Origin of the sequence: Streptomyces sp. NPDC001787 (assembly GCF_040297465.1) — a bacterium.
Lineage (GTDB): Bacteria > Actinomycetota > Actinomycetes > Streptomycetales > Streptomycetaceae > Streptomyces.
This window is the reverse complement of the sequence record NZ_JBEOZE010000012.1, coordinates 104872-129445: the sequence shown is the minus strand read 5'-3', so window position 1 is coordinate 129445 and position 24574 is coordinate 104872. Positions and strand designations below refer to the sequence as shown.

General features: G+C 70.3%; 16 protein-coding genes. 4 read left to right on the top strand and 12 right to left on the bottom strand.

Annotation, left to right across the window (positions count from 1 at the left end; translation table 11 throughout):
* Nucleotides 1-46: 46 nt before the first annotated feature.
* Nucleotides 47-463: a VOC family protein gene (locus ABT170_RS18795; RefSeq protein WP_329946972.1), complete on the bottom strand. Its 417-nt coding sequence runs from the start codon at nucleotides 461-463 to the stop codon at nucleotides 47-49.
* Nucleotides 464-473: 10 nt separating this feature from the next.
* Nucleotides 474-893 carry a helix-turn-helix domain-containing protein gene (locus tag ABT170_RS18790; RefSeq protein WP_266926812.1) on the bottom strand — a complete coding sequence of 140 codons (420 nt, stop codon included), beginning with the start codon at nucleotides 891-893 and terminating at the stop codon, nucleotides 474-476.
* 197 nt (nucleotides 894-1090) lie between these two features.
* On the opposite strand from ABT170_RS18790, the gene ABT170_RS18785 reads away from it, so the two are divergent.
* Complete coding sequence (locus ABT170_RS18785) at nucleotides 1091-2224, top strand: Rieske 2Fe-2S domain-containing protein (protein ID WP_329946973.1); 1134 nt, start codon at nucleotides 1091-1093, stop codon at nucleotides 2222-2224.
* A gap of 159 nt (nucleotides 2225-2383) precedes the next feature.
* On the opposite strand, the gene ABT170_RS18780 is transcribed toward ABT170_RS18785, so the two are convergent.
* The 7 genes from ABT170_RS18780 to ABT170_RS18750 all read right to left on the bottom strand — a co-directional run bounded on the left by ABT170_RS18780 (nucleotide 2384) and on the right by ABT170_RS18750 (nucleotide 19269).
* Nucleotides 2384-3589, bottom strand: a complete 1206-nt coding sequence (locus tag ABT170_RS18780) for a cytochrome P450 (RefSeq protein ID WP_329946974.1) — start codon at nucleotides 3587-3589, stop codon at nucleotides 2384-2386.
* Nucleotides 3590-3625: 36 nt separating this feature from the next.
* Nucleotides 3626-4681, bottom strand: a complete 1056-nt coding sequence (locus tag ABT170_RS18775) for an MDR family NADP-dependent oxidoreductase (RefSeq protein ID WP_329946975.1) — start codon at nucleotides 4679-4681, stop codon at nucleotides 3626-3628.
* Nucleotides 4678-6342: a phytoene desaturase family protein gene (locus ABT170_RS18770; RefSeq protein WP_329947300.1), complete on the bottom strand. Its 1665-nt coding sequence runs from the start codon at nucleotides 6340-6342 to the stop codon at nucleotides 4678-4680. The genes ABT170_RS18775 and ABT170_RS18770 overlap by 4 nt, the downstream gene beginning before the upstream one ends.
* Nucleotides 6343-6392: 50 nt before the next feature.
* The gene (locus ABT170_RS18765; protein ID WP_329946976.1) at nucleotides 6393-8078 is read right to left on the bottom strand and encodes a phytoene desaturase family protein; all 1686 of its coding nucleotides are present in this window, start codon (nucleotides 8076-8078) and stop codon (nucleotides 6393-6395) included.
* Nucleotides 8068-17481 (bottom strand): non-ribosomal peptide synthetase/type I polyketide synthase, encoded by a 9414-nt coding sequence (locus ABT170_RS18760; protein WP_351868648.1) that lies wholly within the window; start codon nucleotides 17479-17481, stop codon nucleotides 8068-8070. The genes ABT170_RS18765 and ABT170_RS18760 overlap by 11 nt, the downstream gene beginning before the upstream one ends.
* A 74-nt stretch (nucleotides 17482-17555) precedes the next feature.
* Nucleotides 17556-18389 (bottom strand): sterol desaturase family protein, encoded by an 834-nt coding sequence (locus ABT170_RS18755; RefSeq protein WP_351868645.1) that lies wholly within the window; start codon nucleotides 18387-18389, stop codon nucleotides 17556-17558.
* Nucleotides 18390-18672: 283 nt separating this feature from the next.
* Nucleotides 18673-19269, bottom strand: a complete 597-nt coding sequence (locus tag ABT170_RS18750; RefSeq protein WP_329946979.1) for a TetR/AcrR family transcriptional regulator — start codon at nucleotides 19267-19269, stop codon at nucleotides 18673-18675.
* 110 nt (nucleotides 19270-19379) lie between these two features.
* On the opposite strand from ABT170_RS18750, the gene ABT170_RS18745 reads away from it, so the two are divergent.
* Entirely contained in the window at nucleotides 19380-20567 is a 1188-nt protein-coding gene (locus ABT170_RS18745) for a cytochrome P450 (protein ID WP_329946980.1), read from the top strand.
* A gap of 5 nt (nucleotides 20568-20572) precedes the next feature.
* Entirely contained in the window at nucleotides 20573-20791 is a 219-nt protein-coding gene (locus tag ABT170_RS18740) for a ferredoxin (protein ID WP_329946981.1), read from the top strand.
* A gap of 118 nt (nucleotides 20792-20909) precedes the next feature.
* Here ABT170_RS18740 and ABT170_RS18735 read toward each other — a convergent pair whose 3' ends face one another.
* Nucleotides 20910-21695, bottom strand: a complete 786-nt coding sequence (locus ABT170_RS18735) for a LysR family substrate-binding domain-containing protein (RefSeq protein ID WP_351868641.1) — start codon at nucleotides 21693-21695, stop codon at nucleotides 20910-20912.
* Between the two features lie 58 nt (nucleotides 21696-21753).
* Between ABT170_RS18735 and ABT170_RS18730 the strand changes: the two genes are divergently transcribed.
* Nucleotides 21754-22149, top strand: coding sequence for a DUF5997 family protein (locus ABT170_RS18730; protein ID WP_329946983.1), 396 nt, complete (start codon nucleotides 21754-21756; stop codon nucleotides 22147-22149).
* Nucleotides 22150-22265: 116 nt separating this feature from the next.
* Here the strand turns inward: ABT170_RS18730 and ABT170_RS18725 are convergent, their stop codons facing one another.
* Together ABT170_RS18725 and ABT170_RS18720 are read right to left on the bottom strand one after the other, a co-directional pair.
* Nucleotides 22266-22469, bottom strand: a complete 204-nt coding sequence (locus ABT170_RS18725; protein WP_015613078.1) for a cold-shock protein — start codon at nucleotides 22467-22469, stop codon at nucleotides 22266-22268.
* 394 nt (nucleotides 22470-22863) lie between these two features.
* On the bottom strand, nucleotides 22864-24522 hold the full coding sequence (locus ABT170_RS18720; RefSeq protein WP_329946984.1) for an MFS transporter: 1659 nt from the start codon (nucleotides 24520-24522) through the stop codon (nucleotides 22864-22866).
* Between the last annotated feature and the right edge of the window lie 52 nt (nucleotides 24523-24574).

Below are 24574 nucleotides of genomic sequence, written 5' to 3'. Positions count from 1 at the left end.
CGCCCCGGCGGCGATGGGCCGCCCACCGTAGCGGCGGTTGTGGACCTCAGTGCTTGCGAGGCCGGCTGAAGCGGACCATGTTGCCGGAGGGATCGCGGAAGGCGCAGTCGCGGACCCCGTACGGCTGGTCGATCGGCTCCTGGAGGACCTCGCCGCCCGCGGCGCGGATGCGCTCGAAGGTGGCGTCGCAGTCGTCGGTGGCGAAGATGACGCCGCGCAGCAGGCCCTTCGCCAGGAGCTCCGCCATGATCGCCCTGTCGGCGGGCGAGGCGTCGGGGTTCGCGAGCGGCGGTTCGAGGACGATGTCCACGTCGGGCTGCGACGGCGCGCCGACGGTCACCCACCGCATCCCCTCGAATCCGACATCGTTGCGCACCTCCAGGCCGAGAGCGTCCCGGTAGAAGGCGAGCGCCTTGTCGTGGTCGTCGACGGCGATGAAGCACTGTGAAAGCGTGATGTCCATGCGTTTCACGCTACGGGCGGGGGCCAGGTTTCGCTTCTCCATTCCTGACCGGTCGCGTGTGGATCCTGGCGATGCAGGCCGGGACGGCGGCTCCCTCGTCGTGGCGGCGGGCGCGGTAGGCGCTGGGGCTCTCACCGACCAGCTCGGCGAACCGCGAGCTGAAGGACCCCAGTGAGGTACAGCCGACCGCGAAGCAGACCTCCGTCACCGAGAGGTCGCCCCGTCGCAGCAGCGCCTTGGCCCGCTCGATCCTGCGCGTCATCAGGTAGCTGTACGGGGTCTCCCCGAAGGCCGCGCGGAAGCTGCGGGAGAAATGCCCCGGGGACATGAGGGCGGTGCGCGCCAGCGCCGGTACGTCGAGCGGCTCCGCGTACTCGCGGTCCATCCGGTCACGGGCCCGGCGCAGCCGGACGAGGTCCTCCAGCGTCACACGCCCAGCATCCCACAGCGGCGAGCGCCGCCGGTGCGGCTCCCGTCCCCGGCCGTACGCCCTGGTGAGGGAGGGTGCACCGGCGCGCACAGTCAACGCCTGCCGCGTGCCTGCCCGATCGGGTGATGTCTGGCGAGTCGCGAAAGTCTCGGCACTGCGTGGGCAGGCTCCAGACGACCTACCAGGGAGGGGAATTCGTGGGACTGTCACGCGACTACGGGCGTGCCATCAGCGAGGGTCCGACACCGGCCGATACCGCGGGGGCGCTCGCCCTGCCCTATCCGAGCGGCTGGTCCGCCGTTGCCTTCTCCGAGGAGCTGCGGCCGGGGGTCGTGCTCACCCGGCCACTGGCGGGGCAGGACGTGGTGCTCTACCGGCTCGGCACCGGCGCGGTGCGCGCCGTGCGTCCCTACTGCCCGCACCTCGGCGCACATCTCGGTCTGGCGAAGGTCGACGGTGACGATCTCGTCTGTCCGTTCCACTTCTTCGCGTTCGGCCCCGACGGCGCGTGTGTCCGTACGGGATACGACACAGCGCCGCCGAGGTCCTTGCTGGCGCACCTGCCGGTGCAAGAGGTCAACGGAGCCGTCTTCGTCTGGCGCCATCACGACGGCCGGCAGCCGGACTGGTTCGTCCCGGCCTGGCACGAGATCGGGACCCGGCCCGCCCGCTACGCCGCCTGGGAGCTGGCCGGCAATGTCCAGGAGGTCATCGAGAACTCGGTGGACCTCGGACATTTCGCCACCCTGCACGGCTGGGCCAAGGCCGAGATCGGCGGGCCGGTCGTCTATGACGACGCCACCTTCCATGTGTCCATGCGGGCCCATGAGTCGGCGCCGCTCCTGGGGGACTTCGTCGTCGAGGTGGAGGTGGACGGATACGGGCTCGGCTGTCTGCACGCAGATGTGTACACACCCCGGATCGGGCTGCGGATGTGCACCATGGTCATGCCGACGGCGATCGCGCCCAACCGGATGCAGTTCCGTCAGCGCAACCGCATCTCCTTCAGCGAACCGGCCGGGCTGCCGGCCCCGCTCGCCCGGGTGGTGAGCCGCACCGCCGCCCGGCTGCTGGACCGGTCCGTCTTCCGGTCCAGCTGCGAGTTCACCGCGGCCGATTTCCCGATCTGGAATCACAAGCAGTATCAGCAGCCTCCCCGTCTGGCTCCCGGTGACGGGCCGATCGGTCCGTTCCGGCGCTGGGCCCGGCGGTTCTACCCGCCGGTGGCAGCGGCGGAGGAAGTGCCCGTACAGGCTCCGGCGAACGGATCGACGGGGCCGGCACGCCGCGAGAGCTCCCCGGCCGCTTCATCGGGACCGGATTCCCCGTGAGCCGGGCGGGTTCCCGGCGCGCCCCGGGCCAAGGGCCGTGAGGCGGAGGGGACGCGCCGTTCTCCCGGGCCGTCGTGCGGGCCCGGGAGAACGCGTACCGCCGTGGTGCCCGTCCGGTGTGCCGCCCCCGGCCCGGAGCCCGGCCGGGCTTCCGGTGCCCTACCAGGTCACCGGAAGCCGCAGCGGGCTGCGGGAAGTGGTGCCCAGGCGCCAGCTGACATCGGCCACCGGCTCCGCCGGACGCAGCCCCGGGAATCTGGCGGCCAGCCGGTGGAGGGCCAGTTGCAGCTCCAGCCGGGCCAGCCAGGCACCCAGGCAGTAGTGGGGCCCGGCTCCGAACGACAGGCTCGGGGCCTCCAGAGGCGCGAACAGGTCGTCGTCCGCCCGCCGCGGAAAGACCTCGGGGTCCCGGTTGGCCATCCCGCAGTCCGCGACGACCACCGCCCCGGCCGGAATGGTCACCCCGCCCACATCGACCGCGACGGAGGCACGGCGTACGCTCCCCCGGTCGTCACCCAGCGGAATCAGGTGGAGCAGCCGGTCGGCCGCCGCCCCCGCGGTCTCCTCGTCGGCTCCGAGGCGGGACCAGGACTCCGGCCGTTCACCGAGCAGGTAGAGCAGCGAGTTGCCGAGCATCGTCATCGTGCTGTCGTGGCCTCCCACCACCAGCCCGCAGACCAGGCTGACCAGTTGTGCCTCGGGGATTCCGCCCTCTTCCCCGGCGGCCACGACCACACTGCTGACCAGGTCGTCCCCGGGACTGTGCCGCCGCTCGGCGAGCAGGTCCGCGCCGAACGCGGTGAACTCGGCCAGCGCCATGTCCACTTCGGCGCCGGAGTGGGAGCCGTCGGTGAAGGCATGCTCGCTCCAGTGCCGCAGCCGGCTCCGGGCGGAGTCGTCGAGCCCCATGAGCCGGCTGATCACCGCGACCGGCAGCGGAAGGGTGAACTCGGCGACGATGTCCACCGGTGGCTGCCCGCCCTCCAGTTCGTCCAGGAGCTGGTCCACGATCGACGCGATCCAGGGACGCCAGCGGGCGACGGCCCGCGGGGTGAACGCACGGCGCAGGGTGCGCCGCAGCCGCAGGTGCTCCGGGCCGTCATGGTTGAACAGCAGGTCCGGGCTGTTCACCAGGCCGGGCCCGTCCGCCAGGGCAGGGCCGTCCGGAGCGTACAGCTCCGCACGGCCGAACCCGGAGTCGCTGAGCACGTGCCGCACATCGGCGTACCGGCTCACCAGCCAGGCGGGGGACCCGTCGGGCAGGGTGATGGTCCGGGGTGCCCCGGGCTCGTCGAAGTGCAGACGGTGGAGCGGGAGCAGCGGCTCATCGGAGCCGGTGTGGGTGGTGCTGTCCGCGGCGGGCACGGTACCTCCGGGTGTTGTCGTCCGTTTCGCTACGGGTCACAGCTCGACCAGCACCTTGCCCAGGTTCGCCGACCGGTGGTGGTAGAGGCTCCCGTAGGCGGCCGGAATGTTGTCGAAGCCCTCGTGCAGGGTGTGGTCGCAGACGACCTCGCCCCGGCGGATGCTGCCGCCCAGCTCGGTGTGGAGCGCCTGCCAGTTCTCGTCGGTGAACCACTCCAGGGAGAAGATGCCGCGGATCGTCGTGCGCGGGAACATGATGTACGGCAGGAGACGGGGCCCCACCGCGTCGCGGCCCACCTGTGTCGCCCACTGCCAGCAGACCGCCACCTGGCTGTCGACGTTCAGCAGGGGGAACACGGCGTCGGTGACGGCGCCGCCCAGATGGTCGAGGTATCGGTCGACACCGTCCGGTGCCGCCCGCAGGAGGGCCTCGCGCACACTGTCGGCGCTGTCTCCGTGCCGGTATCCGATGACCGTGTCGAAACCGAGCCCGGTGAGCCGGTCGGCCTTCCGCGGGCTCGATGTCGTACCGATCACACGCGCTCCGGCGAGCGCGGCGAGCTGGCCCGCGAGGGTGCCCACGGAGCCGGAGGCGCCGCTGATCACCACGGTGTCGCCGGGGCGGACCGTCATGAATTTGTTCAGGATGCCCCAGGCCGTCATGCCGGGGCCGCCCATCGCGCTCAGCGCCGTCAGCAGCGGCAGGGAGTCGTCGTACCAGGCGGGATCGAGGCGGCGGTAGGCGGGGAAGACCATCGGGAACGTGCCGGTCTGCCACAGCTCGGGGACGCCCTTGCTGACCAGGTGGGTGCGCCAGCCTCCGAAACCCTGCACCAGGTCGCCGGGCCGGTGGGCCGCCCGCGGCCCGGCGTCCAGCACCTCCATGATCGAGTCGGCTCCCATGAGTTCGCCCAGTGGGGTGTCCAGGGCGATGCCCTGGAGGTAGGGGTCCACCGAGACGTACAGCGTCCGCAGCAGCATCTCGTCGGGCGCGAGGTCCACGTCGATGTCCTCGACGACCTTCTCGTAGACGCGGTTGATGTCGGGCACACCCTCGATGTGCTCACGGACGATCCACTTCTTGATCTTCATTTCGTTCCCCTTTCCACGCCGACGGTCCTCCCGACCGGAATGACGAGATGGGTCGGCAGTGGCCCGGTCTCGTCGATGGAGGCGGTGAACTTCCGGTCGTCATCACGGCAGATGAACTGGACGACGTGCCGGCCGGCCGCCGCGGCCCGGATCAGCCCGCCCGTCGTCGCCCAGACACCGGACTGGTAGAAGTTCTTCAGGCCGGGCAGTCCGGGGCCGTGTTTCTTGACGAGTTCCTCCAGCGTCTCCCCGCTCTCCACGAACGGCTGCCAGCCCAGGACCGTCCCGTCGTGGTTGCCCGTGTAGCGGACCTGGGTGAGCGGGCTCGACACATCGCGCACGGCGATCGACTCCTCGATGCCGGGATAGCGCTCCTCCAGGAACTTCACGAGCGCGACGCGTGCCCGGCGTTTGGCCGCGTAGTAGCCACGTCCGTGGCGCACGGGCAGCGTGTGGAGTTCCTGGCCGCCGCGGGCACGGGTGATCTGTTCCGGCCCTTCGTCCAGGGCGCGCCAGGGAGCGATGTCGCAGAAGTACGTGGCATAGATGACGGTCGTCTTCTCGGGGGAGAGCTCCGGGTAGTGGCTGCTGCGGAACTGGACGTTGATGCTCGGGTGCCGGATGCCCGTCAGCTCGGCCGCCTGGGCGTCGTCCAGCAGGTACGTCGTGCACGGGTCGCCCTCCGGGAAGGCCCGCTTGAGCCCGAGGAACAGGGTGAAGTAGCCGGGGAAGACCATGCCGGGTTCATGAATGGTCTTGGTGTAGAGCCGGCGGTAGGCGTCGTTGAGGAAGCGGCCGCCCAGCAGCTTCATCATGGTGGTGTATCCGTCGCAGGCCGACACGATGATGTCGGCACGCAGCTCGCGCCCGTCGGTGAGGCGGACCCCCACCGCCCGGTCCCCCTCGACGAGCACCTCCTCGACCTTGGTGTTGTACGACACCTCTCCGCCGAGCCGCCGGTAGCGCCGTTCGATCGACTCCGACAGTCCGAGCGATCCGCCCTCGGGAACGCCGGCGGAGAGATTGGCGTGCGAGGCGAGCTGGAAGTGGGTCGGCAGAACGGGGAACGCCGGGTGCTTCTCGTACAGGACGAAGTTGAAGGCCTGGCGCAGCAGCGGGTCCTTGAACCTCGCGGAGTAGTCGGACATCAGCACACTGATGGACTTGCGGACGGCGTTGAAGTACGGGATGAACGAGGCCAGCATGCGCCAGCGTTCGATGCGTCCCATCAGCCCGACCGGCTTGAGGAAGGGGTAGACGGCCAGACACTTGCGAAAGGCGCGCAGCTGGCCGCAGAACTGTCTGATCTGCTTCGCGTCGGCGGGTGAGAGCTCGGTCAGATGGGCCTCCAGCCGGTCCGGGTCGGAGTAGAAGTACACCGCCCGTCCGTCCTGTGCGCGCACGATGTTGAACACGTCGAAGTGGCGTACCTCCTTGCCCTGCAACGCGCCGAGCTCCAGCCAGATCTGGTGCATCTCGTTGCCGGGGCCGCTGCCGAGCAGCCAGCTGACGCAGGCGTCCAGGGTGAAGTCCCCCCGTTCCCAGGCGGTACAGCACCCTCCGGGGATCTCGTGCATCTCCAGGATCTGCGTCCGGTAGCCGTTGAGCTGGGCGTAGCAGCCGGTGGAGAGGCCACCGAGCCCCGCCCCGATGATGATCATCGTCTCTCTGCCGCGCGGCGAACCCGCCATGAACTCGCTCTCCTCAGTCTTCACGAGCCGGTGTCCTCCTGGGGGGACCGCCGGTCGAGCTGGGGCAGTTGCCCGAATTTGCCGCTGTGCCAGGGCTCGGTGCCCTTGCTCTCCCACGCCGTGAACTCGACGCCCAGCTCCTCGCACAGGTACTGGGTGGCGAAGCGGCCGGTGGACGCGGCGCGGATCAGACCGCCCATGCCGACCCACTGCCCGGCCATGGAGAATCCGCTCAGTCCGGGCAGCCGCATCCGGTCCTTGCCGACGAGGTCGGCGGCCACGTCGTCGGCGTCGGAGAAGGCCTTCCAGGCCAGGATGGAGCCGTTGTGGTTGCCCGTGTAGCGCTTGGTCGTGGCCGGCGAGGCCACGTCGACCAGTTCGATGCGCTTGCCGGTGCCCGGCCGTTGGCGCTCCAGGAAGCGCCGTACGAAGTCGGCCACCTTGCGCTTCTGCGCCCAGTAGGCCTTCCGGTCGGTGGTGCGCAGCTCCTTCCAATAGGCGAAATCGCTGAAGTAGGTGCAGTGGACCACGGACTTGCCCGGGGGCGCGAAGCCGTCCGAGTAGCGCGAGCGCAACTGCACCACCAGGCTGTTCTGCAGGGCGCCGGGGAGCTCGGCGGCGTCCTCGTCGGACAGCAGATAGGTGGTGCTGTGGGCGTCGTCGTCGGGGGCGTAGTCCCCCCGGATGCCGACGAAGGCGGAGACCACCGCGGGGAACAGCGCTCCGGGACGGTTCAGCAGGTCGTCGTAGAGCTTGTCGATCCGGGGGCCGGTGTACCGGCCGCCCAGCAGGCCGTGGATCGTGGTGTGGCCGTCGCAGGCCGACACGACATGGTCGGCGTAATACCGTTTGCCGTTGCGGAGTTCGATGCCGATGGCGCGGCCGTTCTCGACCAGGACCTTCTCGGTCCGGGCGCGGTAGGTGATGGTGCCGCCGAGCCCGGTGTAGCGCTCCTCGATCGACCGGGCCAGTCCCAGCGAACCGCCCTGGGGGAAGCCCGCGTTGTGGTGGTAGGCGCTGGCCATGTTGAACAGGTAGGGCAGGAGCGGGAAGTCCTCCGGGTCCTGGAAGAAGATGTTCCGGAACGCCCGGCGCAGCAGTGGGTCCTCGAAGCGGTCGGCGAAGCGGTGCATCGGGGTCGCGGCACTGCGCCAGAAGAGCCGGAACGCCGGCAGCACGGTGCGCAGCAGCGCGGCCCTCTCCCGTACGGTCCGCAGGGCCGGAGCGGTCAGGAAGGGGTACAGCTCGATGTCGATGAACCGCCGCAGATCTCGGCAGAAGGAGCGGATCAGCCGTGCGTCGGCGGGTGAGATGCCGAGCAGATGGCGCTCCAGCCGGGCCGGGTCGTTGTAGAAGGTGACGGAGCGGCCGTCCTCGTCGACGACCCGGTTGAACAGCTCGAAGTTCGTGATCGTCTTGCCATCGAGCGCGCCCAGCTCACGCCACACCTGATTCGCGTCGTTGCCCTCGGCGGTGCCGATCAGCCATTCGATGCAGTAGTCGAAGATGTAGCCGTCGCGCGCCCAGGCCGTGCAGCAGCCTCCGGGCAGCACGTGCTTCTCGAAGATGCGGGTCCGCAGGCCGCTCATCTGGGCGTAGCAGCCCGTGGACAGTCCGGCCACCCCCGCGCCGATCACGATGACGCGGGGGGTGCCGCCGGCGTCCCGCAGGGGGCTGCTCCAGTCGGACTCGTGGTCAGCCGGCATGGTCGGCGTCTCCCGTCAGGATGGCGCGGACCAGGTCGGCGTTGCGGGCGAGGTGTTTGGCGTCGAGCATGTCGGCGTGCGTTCCGGAGCCGCGCAGCACGGTCGTCCCGGTGGTGGAGCTGCCGTGCCAGGTGCCCCGCTCGCCGACGGCGTAGAGCTCCGTCTTGTCCTCGTCCGTCACGATGCTGACCGATGCCCTCACGGTGCCGGTGTTGGGACTGCGGCCGCAGAAGGTGAGGTACTCGGCGGCGTGTTCGAGTGTGGCGCGGGTGACGATCTCCGATCCGGTGTGCTTGTGCAGATGCCTGCCGAGCTCGGCCTCGAAGGCCTTGATGCCCTCGTCGCCCGGCGCGTAGCTCTCCAGGATGCGGCGCGAGTCCAGCACGACGACATGGTCCACCCGGCGTCCGCGGCGTTCGAGTTCCTTGGCCACCTCGAAGGCGAGGTTGCCGCCGAGGGAGTAGCCGAGCAGCAGGCAGGGGCCGTCCGGCTGGGCGGACTCGACGAGATCCGCGTAGCGGGCCACCTTGTCGTCGCCCGGTACGTAGTTGAACGCGACGATCCGGTACTGGGACAGCTCTGCGGAGAGTCCCCGGTAGACGAGTCCGTGGCCGCCGGCCGGGGGGAAGCAGAAGACGGCCGGTCCCTCCTCGGCGTTGAAGGTCAGATACGGCAGTTCCTCGGCCGTCGTGCTGTGCACGAGGTCCTCGACGGTGGCGGCCATCCCGTGCAGCGTCGTGGCCTGGTACAGCCGGCTCACGGGAATGCTGACGCCGAACTCCGTCCGGAGGTGGTGGAGCAGTTCGATGAGTTTGATCGAGCTGCCGCCCGACTCGAAGAAGTCGTCCTCCAGTCCGGCCTGTCGCAGACCGAGCAGTGACTCCCACTGCCGGGCCATGCTCTGTTCGTAGAGGGTGACCGGCGCTTCGTGGGCCTGTTCCCGCTCGGCGGCCCGCGGCACCGGCAGCGCGGCGGTGTCGACCTTGCCGTGCGGGGTGAGCGGCAGTTCGGGCAGTTCGGTGAAGCAGGAGGGGATCATGTACGTCGGCAGCACCGTCGAGAGATGGCGGCGCAGGGCGCGGCGGTCCAGAACCGCGCCGGGCGTGGCGACGCAGTAGGCGCACAGCGTGTCGTCCCCCTGGCTGTCGGGGCGGACGGTGACCACGGCACGGGCCAGGCCGGGCAGGCCCGCCAGGTGCGCCTCGATCTCTCCGATCTCGATCCGGTGGCCGCGCAGTTTGACCTGGTTGTCCATCCTGCCGAGCAGATGCACTCGGCCCTGGGTGTCCCAGCGAGCGGTGTCACCGGTCCGGTAGAGGCGTACGGGGGCGGCACCCGGCTCGCGGCTGAGGGTACGGGTCACGAAGCGTCGCGCGGTCTGCTCCGGGTCGCCGGCGTATCCGATGGCGACGCCGTCGCCGCCGATCCACAGTTCGCCCGGTACCCCGGGCGGGACCGGTTCGCCGTGCTCGTCGAGGACGTGGAGCGTGCTGTTGGCCAGGGGCCTGCCGATCGGGACCATCAGGCTCGGCTCCAGGTCGTCGACGGGCCCTTCGAAGCAGGCGCTGTCGATCGTCGCCTCGGTGAGGCCGTAGGAGTTGATCACGCGGGTCCCCGGCCCGCAGAGGTCACGCAGCCGCTGGTACTCGGCGACCTTCCAGGCGTCCGAGCCGACCACCAGGAGCCGCATGAAGTCGAGCCGCTGTCCTTCGCGGGCGCAGTGGTCCATCAGGCTCCGCACGATGGCCGGCACGAACTCGGCGCAGTCGACGCGCTCCGACCGCATGGTGCGGTACAGCCTCGGTGTGTCGAGGATGAGGTCGCGGTCGGCGAGCACCAGGCTGCCGCCGGAGCACAGAGCGCGCACCAGGTCGCCGGTGAAGACGTCGAACGACGGCCCGGCCATCTGGAGGTGAACCCGTACGTCCTGTTCCAGGTGGTACTCCGCACGCCATGCCTCGTACGCCGAGGCGAGGTTGCGGTGACTGACCTGCACGGCCTTGGGCCGGCCGGTGGAGCCCGAGGTGTTGATCACATAGGCGGTGGCGTCCGGGTCGGCGCTCTCCGGCGGTGCGGGGCCGTCCGTCTCCGTCGTGGACAGCTCCTCCAGGGTCACCGTCGTGGCCGGCAGGTCTGCCGCCCACTCCCGGCGGGCTTCGTCGGCGACGATCACCAGAGAGGCGCCGGCGGCACGGACGACATGGGCGACGCGTTCGGCCGGCTGGTCGGGCTGGATGGGCAGATAGGCGCCGTTGGCCTTGAGTACGGCGAGCAGGGTGACGATCAGTTCCGGCGACTTGTCCAGGCACAGGGCGACCACGGAACCCGCCGTGACCCCCAGCTCCCGGAGCCGTCGGGCCCTGACCTTGGCGCGGTGGTCGAGTTCCGCGTAGGTCAGCCGGATCGCACCGCCTCCCGGGGAGGGAGCCGAGACCGCGGTGGCCCCGGGGTGCGCGGCGGCGACGTCACCGATCATCGTGTGCACGGGCCGGATGTCACCGCGTCCCTCGCGCGGACCGCCGGGGACCGGGCCGGGACGGGTGGCTCCGCTCCATTCGCCGACCAGCTGTTCCCGCTCCCGGGCGCCGAGCATCTCCAGCCGGGGCGTCGGCAGTGCGGACGGCGACCGGGTCATGCTGTCGAGCAGATTCACGTAGTGCGAGGCCATCCGCCGCATGGTCTGCGGCAGGAACAGGTCGGTGTTGTACTTGAAGACGCAGTGGAAGCGTCCTTCGGCCTCGTCCTCGTAGGCCGACAGGGTGATGTCGAACTGTCCCTCCTCCTCGGGGAGTTCGATGTACTCCAGCCGGTAGCCGTACTTCTCGGTGGCCACCTTGTGGCTGAGCAGGATGAACATCGCCTGGAACACGGCGGAGCGGCTGGGGTCGTGCTGGAGGCCCAGCTCCTCCACCAGCAGGACGAAGGGGTACTCCTGGTTGTCCAGCCCGTTGAGCACGGTGGCACGGACCTGTTGCAGCAGATCCGCGACGGTGGGGCCGCCGGCCAGATCCGCGTGCAGCGGGAGCGGGTTGACGAAGTACCCGTACACGGAGGCGAAGTCCTGCTCGGTGCGGCCGGTCACCGGGCTGCCGACGATGATGTCGTCCTGCCCGGAGTAGCGGTGCAGCAGGACGTAGTAGGCGCCCAGCAGGACCATGAACGGGGTCACGCCGTGCTCGCGCGCGAGGGTGTGGACCCGGGCGCTCAGCCCGGCGTCGAGCGTGAAGAACTCGGAGGCGCCGTTGTGCGTCTGCACGGCCGGGCGGGGCTTGTCGACGGGCAGGTCCAGGAGCGGGACCTCGGCGGGAAGGTGGGAGCGCCAGTACTCCAGCATCCCGCCGGCCTCCCGGCCGGCCAGGAATTCGTTCTGCTTGTTGAGGAAGTCGAGGTAGCGGGTCCTCACCGGAGGCAGCGAGGGATCCTGGTTCTTCTTCAACGCCTCGTACACGGCGAACAGTTCCTCGATGAACGTGAACGTCGAGATGGCGTCGGAGACGATGTGGTGGACGGCCTTCATGATGATCCAGCGGTTCGGTTCGCGCCTGAAGAGGCGGAAGCGGACCAGGGGGTCACGTTCCAGGTCGTACGGCTTGCGGTACTCGGCGACGATGGTCCGGTGGATGGTCTCCCATTCCTGGCCCTGGACGTCGAACAGCGCGAGGTCCGGCTCGGTGTCGGTGGACACCCGCTGCACCGGCCGTCCCTCCTCCAGCAGGAAGTTGGTGCGCAGCGCGGGATGCCGTGCGATCAGTCTGCGTACGGCCTCGAACATCAGCTCCGGGTCGAGCTCGACGGCGACCTCGACCGCGCCGCCGATGTTGTAGGCGTATCCGTCGGGGTTGAGCTGCTTGAGGAACCAGAGTGCCTTCTGGTTCTGGGTGAGGGGATAGCGCCGTTCGTCGGAGAACACCTCGACGGCTGTCGTCCCGGTGCTGGCGGTGTCGTCGGCCACACGCTCGACCAGGCCCTCGTAGAGCTGCCCGGACAGTTCACCGACGGGGGTGCCGCTGAGCAGGGCGACCACGGGCAGGGAGATTCCCAGCTCGGTGTGGACCTTGGCCCGCAGCTCCATCGCCAGCAGGGAGTCGAGCCCCAGCATGCCGAGTCCGGTCGTCTCGTCGATCTCCTCCGGCGCTGTGCGCAGCACGGTGGCGGTCAGCACGGTGAACCGTTCGGTCACCAGTGAGCGGCGCCCGGCCTCGTCCGCGGCGCGGAAGGCCTCCAGGAAGCCGTCACCTCCGTCGGCGGCCGGCTCACGCGCGGCGGCCGCCAGCTCCGAGACGAGCGGGGGCGGGGCGGCGTACCAGGAGAGGAAGGTCTGCCAGTCGACGACCGTGGCGACGAGCAGCTGGGCATGGTCCTGGCCGATGACGCGTTCCAGGACGCTCATGCCGACGTCCGGTGCGAGCGAGCTCATGCCCCGGCTGTTGAGGTAATGGTCGACCAGGCCGAGTTCCTCGATCATTCCGGTGGCCCACGGCCCCCAGTCCAGGCTCAGCGCGGGGAGGCCCTGCGCCCGGCGGTGGTGGGCGAGCGCGTCCAGGAAGGCGTTGCCCGCCGCGTAGTTGGTCTGGCCCGCGGTCGTCAGCAGCGAGGCGATCGAGGCGAACAGCACGAAGTGTTCGAGGGGTTCGTCGCGCAGATGGCGGTGGAGCAGATAGGAGCCGATGACCTTGGGGTCGTGGACCGCGTCGAACGTCGGCCGGTCCATGTCGGCGATCAGGGTGTCCCGGACCTGTCCGGCGAGATGGAACACGCCCCGGACCGGCGGCGGGCCGGTGCGCCGGTGTGCGTCGAGCCAGTCGGTCAGTGCCTCCTCGTCGGTGATGTCGACCGGTGCGAGCACCGCCTGGGCGCCGAGCACCTCCAGTTCCTTGAGGAGGGCCACCGCCCGGCCCTGCGCGGTGGCGGGGTCGGTGTGCGGCCACTCCTGGCGCGGCGGGACCTGGGTGCGGCCCATCAGGATGAGTCTGCGGGCGCCCCGCTTGACGAGCGTGCGGCACAGCAGCCGGCCCAGGGCCCCGAAGGCTCCGGTGACCAGGTAGCTTCCGTCGGCGCGCAGCCGGAGCGGCAGCGGGCGGGTCAGGCCCTCGGCGGGGAGGATGCGGCTGGTGGCGCGGCGCTCGCCGCGCAGGGCGATCTCCTCCTCGTCGGGCGTCAGGAATTCGCGCAGCAGGGCTGCGGCGTCGGCGCGGCACCCTTCTTCGTCCGCCTGCCGGGCGGGGTCGAGGTCGATCAGTTTGCCCCGGTGCGAGGTCAGTTCCTGGTGCCGGAGGACGCGTCCGATGCCCCAGGCGGGTGCCCCCAGTGGCTCGGCGCCTTCGCCGGGTGAGACGGGCTGCGCGCCACGGGTGACGATGTGCAGTCCGCCGCCGTGTCCTCGGGCGTGGAGGGTGCGTGCGAGGGCGATGAGTGAGTACGCGCCGGTGACGCCGTTGCGGACCAGGTCCTCGCGTCCGCAGTCCGCGATGCCCGGCAGCCCGAGGTTCCACAGATGGACGACGGTGCCGCGGAAGGCCTCGCCGTCCCGGTCGAGGTCGGTGAAGAGCTGTTCCAGGTGTGCGGCGGCTCCGGGGTCGACGGTGAACTCCCGCCCCTCCCCGTCCCGTCCGTAGGCCGTCCCGGGGCGCACGACGCGGCAGCGTTCACCGCGTGCGGAGAGCAGGGCGGCGAACGCGTCGCCGACGCCGGTGCCGTCGGCGAGGACCAGCCAGTCCTGGGCGTCACCGGCGGTCTGTTCGGCGTGTGCTTCTCCCCCGTCCTGCGCGCCGGTCGCCTCCCACGGCCGGTCGAGCCAGGTGGTCTCGGCCAGCCAGGAGTCGATGGTGCTCAGGGCGACGGCCGTCGACGCCTTCTCCACATCGGCCGCCCGGAAACCCCGGATGCGGCCGAGGGCCGTGCCGTCCTGCGCGTACAGCGTGATGTCGCCGACCAGTTCGTCGCCGTCGTCGTGGGTCACGGTGCCGTGTGCCCACAGCGGCTGGTCGCCCACCGCGTCGAGGCTGATCTCGCCGAGGGACAGCGGAAGCCGGATGCGGGGGCTCTGCCGCTGCCCCCCGCCGTTCAGGATCTGCGGCGTCAGCAGGGACTGGAAGCAGGCATCGAGCAGTACGGGGTGCATGTGGTGGCGGGCCGCGTCCGCACCGATCGCCTCCGGCGGGCGGATACGGGCGAGAACTTCGCCGGTGCCCACCCATACCTCGTCGATGGCCTGGAAAGCGGGGCCGTAGTGGTAGCCGAGGGCGGCCAGCTCTGCATAGCACTCCGGGCCGTCGAGATGGCGCCGGCTGCGGGCCCTGACCGCGTCGGTGTCCAGCGCCGGTCCGGGTGAGCGGCGCTGCCCGGCACGGACCACGCCGCTCGCGTGCACGGTGCGTTCCGTGTCGGGGCCCGGCAGGGAGGCGATGGTGAACGCCGCGTCCTCCAGGGACAGGGACAGATGCACCGTGCGGTCCTCGCCCTCGGGCAGGAAGAGGGCCTTGCGGAGGTCGATGTCGGCCAGTACGGCGGCGGTGCCGCCGGTGAGCGCCCGGACGGCCTGGGTCGCCATTTCCACGTAACCCGCCGCCGGGAACACCACGGTGTCCTGGATGCGGTGGTCCGCCAGATAGGGCAGCGCCTCGGTGCCCAGCCGCGCCTGCCAGGCGGGTTCGGCATGGTCCGTGCGGCGGCCCAGGAGCGGGTGGTCGACCTCGCCGAGGCGGACCTGGGCGACCGGCCCGGGCTCCGTCCAGTGGCGGTCGCGCTTCCACGGGTAGCGGGGCAGTGCGACCGGCGTACCCGTGGGATGGAGTACGTCCCAGGCGATGGGGACGCCCAGGTTGTGCAGGGTCGCCAGGGAGGCGGCGAAGCGCTCGGTCTCGTCCTCCCGGCGGCGCAGCGAGGGCACCGCCTGTCCGGACCGGCCCGTGCTGTCCAGGCACTCACGGATCGCGTGGGCGAGCACGGGGTGGGGGCCGATCTCCAGGAACAGGCTGTGCCCGTCGTCGGCGATGCGGTCGACCGCCGCACGGAAGCGGACCCGGTCGCGGACGTTGCGCCACCAGTACTCCGCGTCCAGCTCGCGGCCCTCGGCCGTGCCCTCCCGGCCGGTGAGATACACCGGCACCTGAGCCGGGCGCGGTGCGAGATCCTCCAGCGAGGCCAGCAGCTCGTCCTTGATGAGGTCCATGCCCGCGCTGTGATAGGGGACCCGCACCGACAGGAACCTGGTGAAGACCTGTTCGGCCCGCAGCTCGTCCGCGAGCCGGGTCAGGGCAGGCTCGTCCCCCGCCAGGGTCACCGCGCCGGGGCTGTTGACCGCGGCGACGGACACCTGGTCCCCGTAGGGGAGGATCCGGCGCTCCGCCTCGTCCTCGGGCAGGCTGACGGCGAGCATCGTGCCGGTCCCGTCGAGCGTGTGCTGCAGCCGGCTGCGGTGCACGGCGATGCGGACCGCGTCCTCCAGCGAGTAGACGCCGGCCTCGTAGAAGGCGGCGATCTCGCCGGTACTGTGCCCGACCACCACGTCGGGCACCACGCCGTGGGCCCGCCACAGCGCCGCCAGGCCGATCTGCACGGCGAAGTTGGCGGGCTGCGCCAGCCAGGTCTCCCCCATGCGCGAGTGTTCCTCGTCGGCCGACATCTCCTCGACGAGCGACCAGTCGGCGATCCTGCGGATCTCCCGGTCGCAGGCAATGATGGCGTCCCTGAACACCGGTTCGCTCGCGAACAGTTCGCGGCCCATCCCCCACCACTGCGGGCCCATGCCGGTGAAGACCCAGACGAGGCGCCGTTCCGAGGCGTCCAGCCGGCGGCCCTGGACCACACGGGGGTGCGGTTCGTCGCGGAGGCAGGCGGCCAGTGCCTCTTCGAGGGAGGCGCGCGAGGAGTACACGAGGGACAGGCGTGAGTCGAGATGACTGCGCCGGTGGGCGAGTGTGTGGCCGAGGTCGGCCAGCGCGACGGCCGGTCCGGCCTCGTCGATCTCGCGCCGGATGCCCGCAGCCATCTCCTTCAGGGCCTCCGGGTGACGTGCGGTCAGCGGGAGGATGCTCCAGGTCCGTTCCGCGGGCGGGGCCGGCGGTCCGGCCGCCGTGGGCCGGGCGGGGGCCTCCTCCAGCACGACATGGGCGTTGGTGCCGCCGAAGCCGAAGGAATTCACCCCGGCGCGTGCGGGGCCCTCGTGCGCGGGCCACTCGGTCAGCCGGGTCGGGATGTCGAACGGCGCGGCCGCCAGGTCGATGGCGGGGTTGATGTTCTCCAGGTTGATGTGCGGCGGGATGACGCGGTGTTCGAGGGACAGGGCGGTCTTGATCAGCCCGGCGATCCCGGCGGCCGACTCCGTGTGCCCGATGTTGGTCTTGACCGATCCGACGTAGCACGCGGCACCCGGCGCGCGTCCGATGGACAGGGCGCGGGCGAGGGCGTTGGCCTCGATGGGGTCGCCCACGGGCGTGGAGGTGCCGTGCGCCTCCATGTACTGCAGGCCGCCGGGGGTGATGCCCGCCTCGGCGCAGACGCGCCTGATGAGGGAGACCTGGGATTCCGCGTTCGGCACGGTGATGCCGTTGGTGTGACCGTCCTGGTTGACCCCGCTGCCGAGGATGACGGCATGGATCGGGTCCCCGTCGGCCAGCGCGTCCTCCAGGCGCTTGAGCGCCACCAGTCCGACGCCTTCGGCCCGTACGTAGCCGTTGGCCGCGGCGTCGAACGTACGTGAACGGCCGTCCGGCGAGAGGAAGCCGCCCTTCGTCTCCGCGATGGTGTACTGCGGTGCCATGTGCAGCAGCGCGCCGCCGGCGAGCGCCAGATCGGTCTCGCCCTTGTTCAGGCTCTGGCACGCGAGGTGCACGGCCACCAGGGAAGAGCTGCACGCCGTGTCGATGGAGAGGCTGGGGCCCCGGAAGTCGAAGCAGTACGAGATCCGGTTCGACACCATCGTCATCATGGTGCCGGTCGCGGTGTGCGAGGCCAGCGTCTCGAAGCTCAGATCGGCGAACTGAAGGATCTTGTAGTCCAGCGTGAACGCGCCGACGAAGACGGCCGTGTTGCTTCCGGCCAGCTCCGAGGGGCGCTGACCGCCGTCCTCCAGTGCCTCCCAGGCCACCTCCAGCAGTTTGCGCTGCTGGGGGTCCATGTGGTCGGCCTCGCGCGGGCTGATCCCGAAGAAGGCCGGATCGAACTCGTCGAAGCCGTCGATGTATCCGCCCCGGCCGCCGGTCAGACGTCCGGGCTTGTCCTTGTGCCTGCTGCCGAGTGTGGTGATGTCGTACCGGTCGGCCGGTGTGGGCGAGATGCAGTCCTTGCCCTCCACCAGGTTCTGCCAGAACGCGCGGTGATCCGACGCTCCGCCGGGCATGCGGCAGCCGATGCCGATGATCGCGACTCTGCCCCGTAAAGCGTCGTTGATCGCGTCAGCCAAGATCGCACGCTCCTCTGGTCGTGACTGCCGTGCGGCAGTGGTGCAGTTGACGGTGCGGGACCCGATGGACCCGGTCAGACGGGTCTGCTCCCGGGCTTCCTCGCACGGTGCCAGGGGTGGAGAAGACTGGCGAGAATCTCGCCGGTGCCGGGGAACGACGTCGGATCGCCGAGCCCGACGGCGGCCGGTTCGCGGCCGGGCCGCCAGGTGAGGCTCCCGAACAGGCGGTCCCAGCACGAAGGGTCGGAGCCGTGGTGACCGGCCTCGGTGAAATCGGTGCTGTGACGCGGACGGTGCTGCTCGGGGCTTGCCAGGATGTGGTTGAGCGGGCCCATGCGCGCATCGGTGTTGGCGTGGATGACATGGCCCTGTGCCATCACGAACAGCCCCAGGGCGAAAACCGGTTCGCCGGAGAAGCCGATCAGTGCCGGCGTGAGCTGCACGGCTGCCAGCACGAGGACGATGTCGAGGACATGATTGACGCCGCTGTTGGCGGCATCGGCCTTCCGCGGTGCGTGGTGCGCTCCGAGCGTCCGCCACAACAGGGGGTTGGTGTGCCCCAGTCGGTGCACGGGGCGGCTGCCCGGCGGTCCGGTGGCAGGGAGGAGGCGGACGCCGTACCGGCGCCGTTCGGCGCGACCGGGGTGCCGGTCGCATGGGTACGGAATCAGCTTTCCGAGGACCGCCGGATGGATGAGGGTGCCCATCAGGAACAGCGGGCCGACCCGGGCGAGGTCCCCGCGCAGGAGCATCGATGACGCTCCCACCAGAACGGTGACCACCGGAAAAAACGGATGGGCAGCCACACGGAGGACGGCACTCCACTTGAATTCGGAGAGAATTACCCGCCCCGCGAGAATTGCCGAGGGACGTGCCGCACCATCGGCCTGCTGTTCATATTCATCCATCCACAGCACCTCCGAGCGATGCGGTGGCGGGACATTCAACTGCGCCTGAGCAGGTCAAATACCCCGCCTGGCGGCACATGAACGCCGCCCCCCGTGAGCTTGATTCATTCTTTTCCCTTTTCGACGGCTTCAATCCTCACACGCCCCAAGAGACAAGAATTCGGGGCGCGTCACCGATGAGCCGTGGACCATTGAACCGGACCCACCACCCGGGCGGAATATAAAAACAGCCCGGTGTCACTAATGTGAGTTACTTAGTATTATTAGCGCCCTGCGAAAATGGTCAGTGCGCGGCCTGATCGGATGCCCCTCGGAGGTGGGCGAACGCGCCGAGCACCAGTTCACAGACCGCGTCCGGGTCCGCGCCGGCCAGCGGTTCACGCGCGGCGACCGTACGCATCAGGCCGATGCCGAGAAGCCAGGCGATCGCCAGATCCGCGCGCAGCGCCCCGTCCGCGGTGCCCGAGAGCGAGGCCAGCACGCTCTGGTACTCCTCCCCCAGTTCGCGCAGCGCCCCGGTCGCCTCGTCGCCCCGCCCGATGGACCGGAGATAGACCTCCAGGGTGCGGTCGGCGGCGCCGGGGGCACTCCGGGTCAGCATCGACCGCAGCGCCTTCTCGAACAGTTCCTCGGGCGGGGTCGCGCGCAGCTCCTCCAGCCCTCCCTCGGCGACGACCTCGGTCAGCAGTCCCTGCTTCGATCCGAAGTACCGGAAGAGCAGCGCCTGGTTGACCCCGGCCCGGTCGGCGATGGCGCGGACCGTCGCCCTCTCGTAGCCCCGCTCGGCGAACAGGTCACGGGCCGCTTCGAGCAGCCGCCCGCGGGTGGCCGCGGCGTCCCGGCGGCCCTGGCCGGCCGGCGGGGAGGGCGCTTGCGACATGGCTGGTCCTTTCGAATGGCCCGTCAGAGTAACGGCTGTAAAGCGGTGTTGACCGCCTTCGAGATCGGGTCCTACGTTTGTAAGCAGCTGCTTACAAACTGGGAGGCCGCATGACGACGCACGTCGAGACCCACGCCTATCCCTTCAACACCCCCGAGGGACTCCAGCTCGCCGAGGAGTACGAGCGGGTCCGCGAGCGGCCCGGACTGCTCCGGGTCCAGATGCCGTTCGGTGAACCCGCCTGGCTGGTCACCCGCTATGCCGATGCCCGGCTGGTCCTGGGCGACCAGCGCTTCAGCCGGGCCGCGGGCATCGAGCACGACGAGCCCCGGCAGTCCGAGGGCAGCCGGGACAGCGGGATCCTCAGCATGGACCCGCCCGGTCACACCCGGCTGCGTTCCCTGGTGGCGAGGGCGTTCACGGTCCGCCAGATCGAGAAGTTACGGCCCCAGGTCAAGGAGCTGACCGCGAGCCTCCTGGACGGCATGGAGGCGGCCGGACCGCCCGCCGACCTGGTGGACCGGTTCGCGCTGCCGCTGCCGGTCGGGGTGATCTGCCGGATGCTCGGAGTTCCGGAGGCCGACCGTCCGCGCTTTCGGGTGTGGAGCGACAACGCGCTGTCGACCAGTTCCCTGACCGCCGCGGAGTTCGACGCCAGCCGTGAGGAACTGCGCTCCTACATGGCCGAGCTGATCGGCCTGCACCGCGAGGATCCGCAGGACGATCTGATGACCGCGCTCATCGAGGCCAGGGACGACGGCGAACGGCTCACCGAACTGGAGCTGATCGATCTGTGCGTGGCCATCCTGGTGGCCGGACATGAGACCACCGCTTCGCAGATTCCCAACTTCGTCCTCACCCTGCTGGACCACCCCGGCCAGATGGAACTGCTCAGGGCCCGCCCCGAGCTGATCCCGGGCGCCGTTGAGGAGCTGCTGCGGTTCGTTCCCCTGGGCAGCGGCGCCGGCCAGGCGCGCTACGCCACCGAGGACATCGAGGTCGGCGGCACCCTGGTCCGGGCAGGCTCCCCCGTCCTGGTCGCCATCGGCGCCGCCAACCGCGACGCGCTGAGGTTCACCGCCCCCGGTGTCCTCGATGTCTCCCGCGAGGGCAACCAGCATCTGGGATTCGGCCACGGTGTCCACCACTGCCTCGGTGCCCCGCTGGCCCGGCTGGAACTCCAGGAGGCGCTCAGCGCGCTCCTCACCCGCTTCCCGGGGCTGGAGGCGGCCGGGGACGTGACCTGGAAGACCCAGTTGCTGGTGCGTGGCCCCCGGGTCATGCCGGTCAGGTGGTGACTGCGATGACATGGCACGTACGAGTGGATCCGCAGCTGTGTCTGGCGTCGGGGATGTGCGCCGGGGTGGCCCCGGAGGTCTTCACGGTGGATGGGGAGCACGCGCGGACGGACCCCGGCGGGATCGAGCCGGACGAACGCGTCCTGGACGCGGCCGACATCTGTCCGGCCCAGGCGATCACGGTCCACGAAGGGAACAGGGTGATCGCACCGGTCCGGGACTGACGCGCTGACGGACCGCCGCGACGGGGCGACGCCCCGGACAGGAGGTCACCGCCGGGGATCACGGCCGGATGTCACCGCCAGGGATCACGGCCGGATGGCGCTCTCCGCCGGGACGGTCCTACGAGCGGCGGCGCGGCTTGCCCTGATTGCCGGGCTTGCCGCGCTTGCCGCCCTTGGGCCCGCCCGAACCGCGCTGCGCGCTCCGGCTCCCGGCGGCCGGCTTCCCGGCCGCGGGCTTCCGCCCCGCGCCCCGCGCTTCGGCGCGCTTGCCCTTCGGCTGCGCCGGGGTCGGGGGACGGCCCCGTGTGCTGTTGACGGTCCGCCCGCGGACGATCCCGATGAATTCCTCGACCAGATCGGTGGTCCGCTCCTCCGGCCACGACAGCGCGACGCGCGACTCGGGCGCACCGGGCACCGGCCGGTAGGTGAGGTCCTTGCGGTGGTGCAGACGGGCGAGCGACTGCGGGACGAGGAGCAGCCCCACTCCGGCCGCCACCAGCTCGATCGCGTCCGCGGTGGTGGCCGGGCGCTCGTTCGCGGGCAGCCCCGGCGGCTGCTCCGGGCCGAGGGTGTCGTCGAGGGGGTGGAACACGATGTCGTCGGCCAGGTCCTGCGCGGACACCTCGTCGGCCGCCGCCAGAAGGTGATCCTTCGGGATCACGACCACGGTCGTCTCGGTGTACAGCGGAATGGCGCTGAGGTCCGTACGGTCGATGGGCAGCCGTACGAATCCGGCGTCGGCTCCGCCCGCCCTCAGCAGATCAGGCGCCTCGGAGGCGGACACCGCGACCAGCGTCAGCGGGACCTCGGGCAGTCGCTCGTTCCAGATCCGCACCCACTTGGCGGGCGTCACCCCCGGGACATAGGCAAGCCGGAACGCGGGGGGTTCTTCCGAGACAGTCACTCGCTCAGATTACCGGTCGTGGTCGGCGGTAGCTCACACGCTCGATACTCTTGACACCATGACGTCGCACCAGAGCACCCAGACGATGAAGCCCGCGACCGCGGCGAAGAAACTGGGTGTGTACCTCGAGGCCACCCCCACCGAGTTCCAGGAGGGTGTCGTCTCGCGCACCGAGCTGAACGCCCTGCAGACCGACCCGCCCGAGTGGCTGCTGGAACTGCGTCGCACCGGCCCGCACCCCCGGCCCGTCGTCGCGGCGAAGCTGGGCGTCTCCATCGCGGGTCTCGCCCGTGGCGGAGTCACCGAGGCGCTCACCACGGAGCAGATCGAGGCACTGAAGAAGGACCTTCCCGAGTGGCTGGTGAAGGAGCGCGCCACGCAGGCCGAGGTGCGCAAGGAAGCGGTGCGTATCAAGGAGAAGAAGGCCGAGCAGGCCCGTCAGCCGCGTTCCTGACCGCCACGGCCGGGCGTACGGGCCGCGTACGGGCCGCGCGGGCCGTACGCCGGACCGCCCCGCACACGACAGGCCCCGGACGACATGTCGTCCGGGGCCTGTCGCTGTTCAGCCGGTCAGGCTGCGGTGATGTTCTCCGCCTGCGGGCCCTTCTGGCCCTGCGTGATGTCGAACGTCACGGCCTGGCCTTCCTGGAGCTCGCGGAAGCCGGTGGAGTTGATGTTGGAGTAGTGCGCGAAGACGTCCGGGCCGCCGCCGTCCTGCGCGATGAAGCCGAAGCCCTTTTCCGAGTTGAACCACTTGACGGTTCCGCTTGCCATGCCGGTGCCTCTCAGTCGATATCGGATCCGCACCGCGCGGATCCGGAGGTGATCGCCCTGGTCCTCAGGCACTGCACAGCAAAACGCCCGCGCCAGGCGCGGGCAGGTGCTGCGAACCACGACATCTGCGGATGACGCTACACGGCGAGAGGGGCGCTCACCAGAGAGCAACGCCAATTTGCCACGTCCCGCCGCCCGTCCGGCGTGCGCGGAGCGTGGCCGACGCCCGTTGGGACGGGGTCCGCGGCCGGGTGCCGGTACACCGGTCCGGCCATGCGGCACACAGTGTCCGGGGCGGTCATGGCCTCCGGATCGCCCGGGGCGGACCCCGCCCGGACCGGCGTTCCGGACAGCTTTTCCGAACGGCGGTTTCGAGCCATCCCGCGTGCGCCCGTCACCGGTCCGGCGGAGCACTCCCGTCCGTACCCGTGTCCGCACCCGTGCCCGTACCCCCGTCGCGCGGCGGTGCGCCGGAGGCCGAAGGGCCCGTCGCCGTGTCCCCGGACACCGCCGCCGGTGACAGGTCGGCACCCTGGAGCCGCTTCAGGTCGGAGGGGCGCACCTGGATGACCACCAGGGCGACCAGGGCCGCGACCACGGCGAACACGGCCGCGACGACGAACGCGCTGGAGACGCCCGAGGCCAGGACCTGGTCGCCCCAGGGCGCCGGCAGCTGACCGGTCCTGCGGAACTCCAGCTGCTGAGCGGGGGTGGACTCCGCCAGGAACCGGGGAATCTGGTCGGTCGCCTCGTTGCGGCTGGCCGTACCGAAGACCGTGACCAGGATGGACAGGCCGAGCGATCCGCCCACCTGCTGGGTGGCGTTGAGGACCCCGGAGGCCGCCCCGGACTCATGGGACTCCACACCCGACACCGCCATCAGTGTCAGCGACACGAACTGCATGCCCATGCCGAAGCCGAAGACCAGCATGGGGCCGAGAATGCTCCCCAGGTACGAACTGTTGACATCGGTCATCGTCAGCCAGCCCAGGCCCAGCGCGGCCAGCACCGCGCCCGTCACCATGAACGGCTTGGGACCCCACCGGGGCAGCAGCTGCGAGGCGATTCCCGCGCCCACGGCGATGATCGCGCTCACCGGAAGGAATGCGAGGCCGGCGCGGAGTGGGCTGAAGTCCAGGATGTTCTGCACGAACAGGGTCAGGAAGAAGAACATCCCGAACATCGCGGCGGCCAGGCTCAGCATCATCCCGTACGCACCGGCGCGGTTGCGGTCACGGAACAGCCACAGCGGGGTGATGGGCTGCTTCGAGCGCTGTTCGATGGCGATGAACATGGCCAGGAGCACGACGGCCGCGGCGAAGGACGCCAGGGTCACCTGATCGCTCCAGCCGTCCTCGGAGGCACGGATGAAGCCGTAGACGAGGAACGCCATTCCCAGCGTGGAGGTGAGCGCGCCGACGATGTCGAAGTGGCCCGGGTGGCGTTCGGACTCCCGGATGTAGCGGGGCGTGGCGAGGGCGATCAGCAGGCCGATGGGCACATTGACGAACAGGACCCAGCGCCAGTCGAGCCACTCCACCAGCACGCCGCCCATGAGCAGCCCGATCGCGCTGCCGCCCGCCGACACGGCCGCGAACACCCCGAACGCCCTGTTGCGCTCGGGGCCCTCGCGGAATGTCGTGGTGATGAGGGACAGCGCGGTGGGGGAGGCGATGGCACCGCCGACGCCCTGCAGCGCGCGGGCTGCGAGCAGTTGCCAGGATTCCTGCGAGAGGCCGCCGAGCAGGGAGGCGAGGACGAAGAGCAGGATGCCGAACATGAACACCCTGCGGCGGCCGAGGATGTCGCCCAGCCGCCCGCCGAGCAGCAGGAGGCCGCCGAAGGTCAGGGTGTACGCGTTGATCACCCAGGACAGGCTCTCGGTCGAGAAGCCCAGTGATGTCTGGATGTGCGGAAGAGCGATGTTCACGATGGTGATGTCGAGAACCACCATCAGCTGACAGGAGGCGATGACGAACAGCGCCATCGCGCTGCCGCGGCCCCGCTCCGGGGAATCGGCAGACTGCGCGGCTTTCGTGTGGGAGCCCGTCATGGGTTGCTCGCGTGGTCGGTCAGCCGTGAACGGTCGCGTTCACTACATCGAC

What these genes read in the sequence shown, in the direction of transcription:
- ABT170_RS18795 (WP_329946972.1), bottom strand. Translation starts at nt 463, where the DNA reads ATGGACATCACGCTTTCACAGTGCTTCATCGCCGTCGACGACCACGAC.
- ABT170_RS18775 (WP_329946975.1), bottom strand. Translation starts at nt 4,681, where the DNA reads ATGAAGATCAAGAAGTGGATCGTCCGTGAGCACATCGAGGGTGTGCCC.
- ABT170_RS18770 (WP_329947300.1), bottom strand. Translation starts at nt 6,342, where the DNA reads ATGATCATCATCGGGGCGGGGCTCGGTGGCCTCTCCACCGGCTGCTAC.
- ABT170_RS18765 (WP_329946976.1), bottom strand. Translation starts at nt 8,078, where the DNA reads ATGCCGGCTGACCACGAGTCCGACTGGAGCAGCCCCCTGCGGGACGCC.
- ABT170_RS18755 (WP_351868645.1), bottom strand. Translation starts at nt 18,389, where the DNA reads ATGGATGAATATGAACAGCAGGCCGATGGTGCGGCACGTCCCTCGGCA.
- ABT170_RS18750 (WP_329946979.1), bottom strand. Translation starts at nt 19,269, where the DNA reads ATGTCGCAAGCGCCCTCCCCGCCGGCCGGCCAGGGCCGCCGGGACGCC.
- ABT170_RS18745 (WP_329946980.1), top strand. Translation starts at nt 19,380, where the DNA reads ATGACGACGCACGTCGAGACCCACGCCTATCCCTTCAACACCCCCGAG.
- ABT170_RS18740 (WP_329946981.1), top strand. Translation starts at nt 20,573, where the DNA reads ATGACATGGCACGTACGAGTGGATCCGCAGCTGTGTCTGGCGTCGGGG.
- ABT170_RS18730 (WP_329946983.1), top strand. Translation starts at nt 21,754, where the DNA reads ATGACGTCGCACCAGAGCACCCAGACGATGAAGCCCGCGACCGCGGCG.
- ABT170_RS18725 (WP_015613078.1), bottom strand. Translation starts at nt 22,469, where the DNA reads ATGGCAAGCGGAACCGTCAAGTGGTTCAACTCGGAAAAGGGCTTCGGC.
- ABT170_RS18720 (WP_329946984.1), bottom strand. Translation starts at nt 24,522, where the DNA reads ATGACGGGCTCCCACACGAAAGCCGCGCAGTCTGCCGATTCCCCGGAG.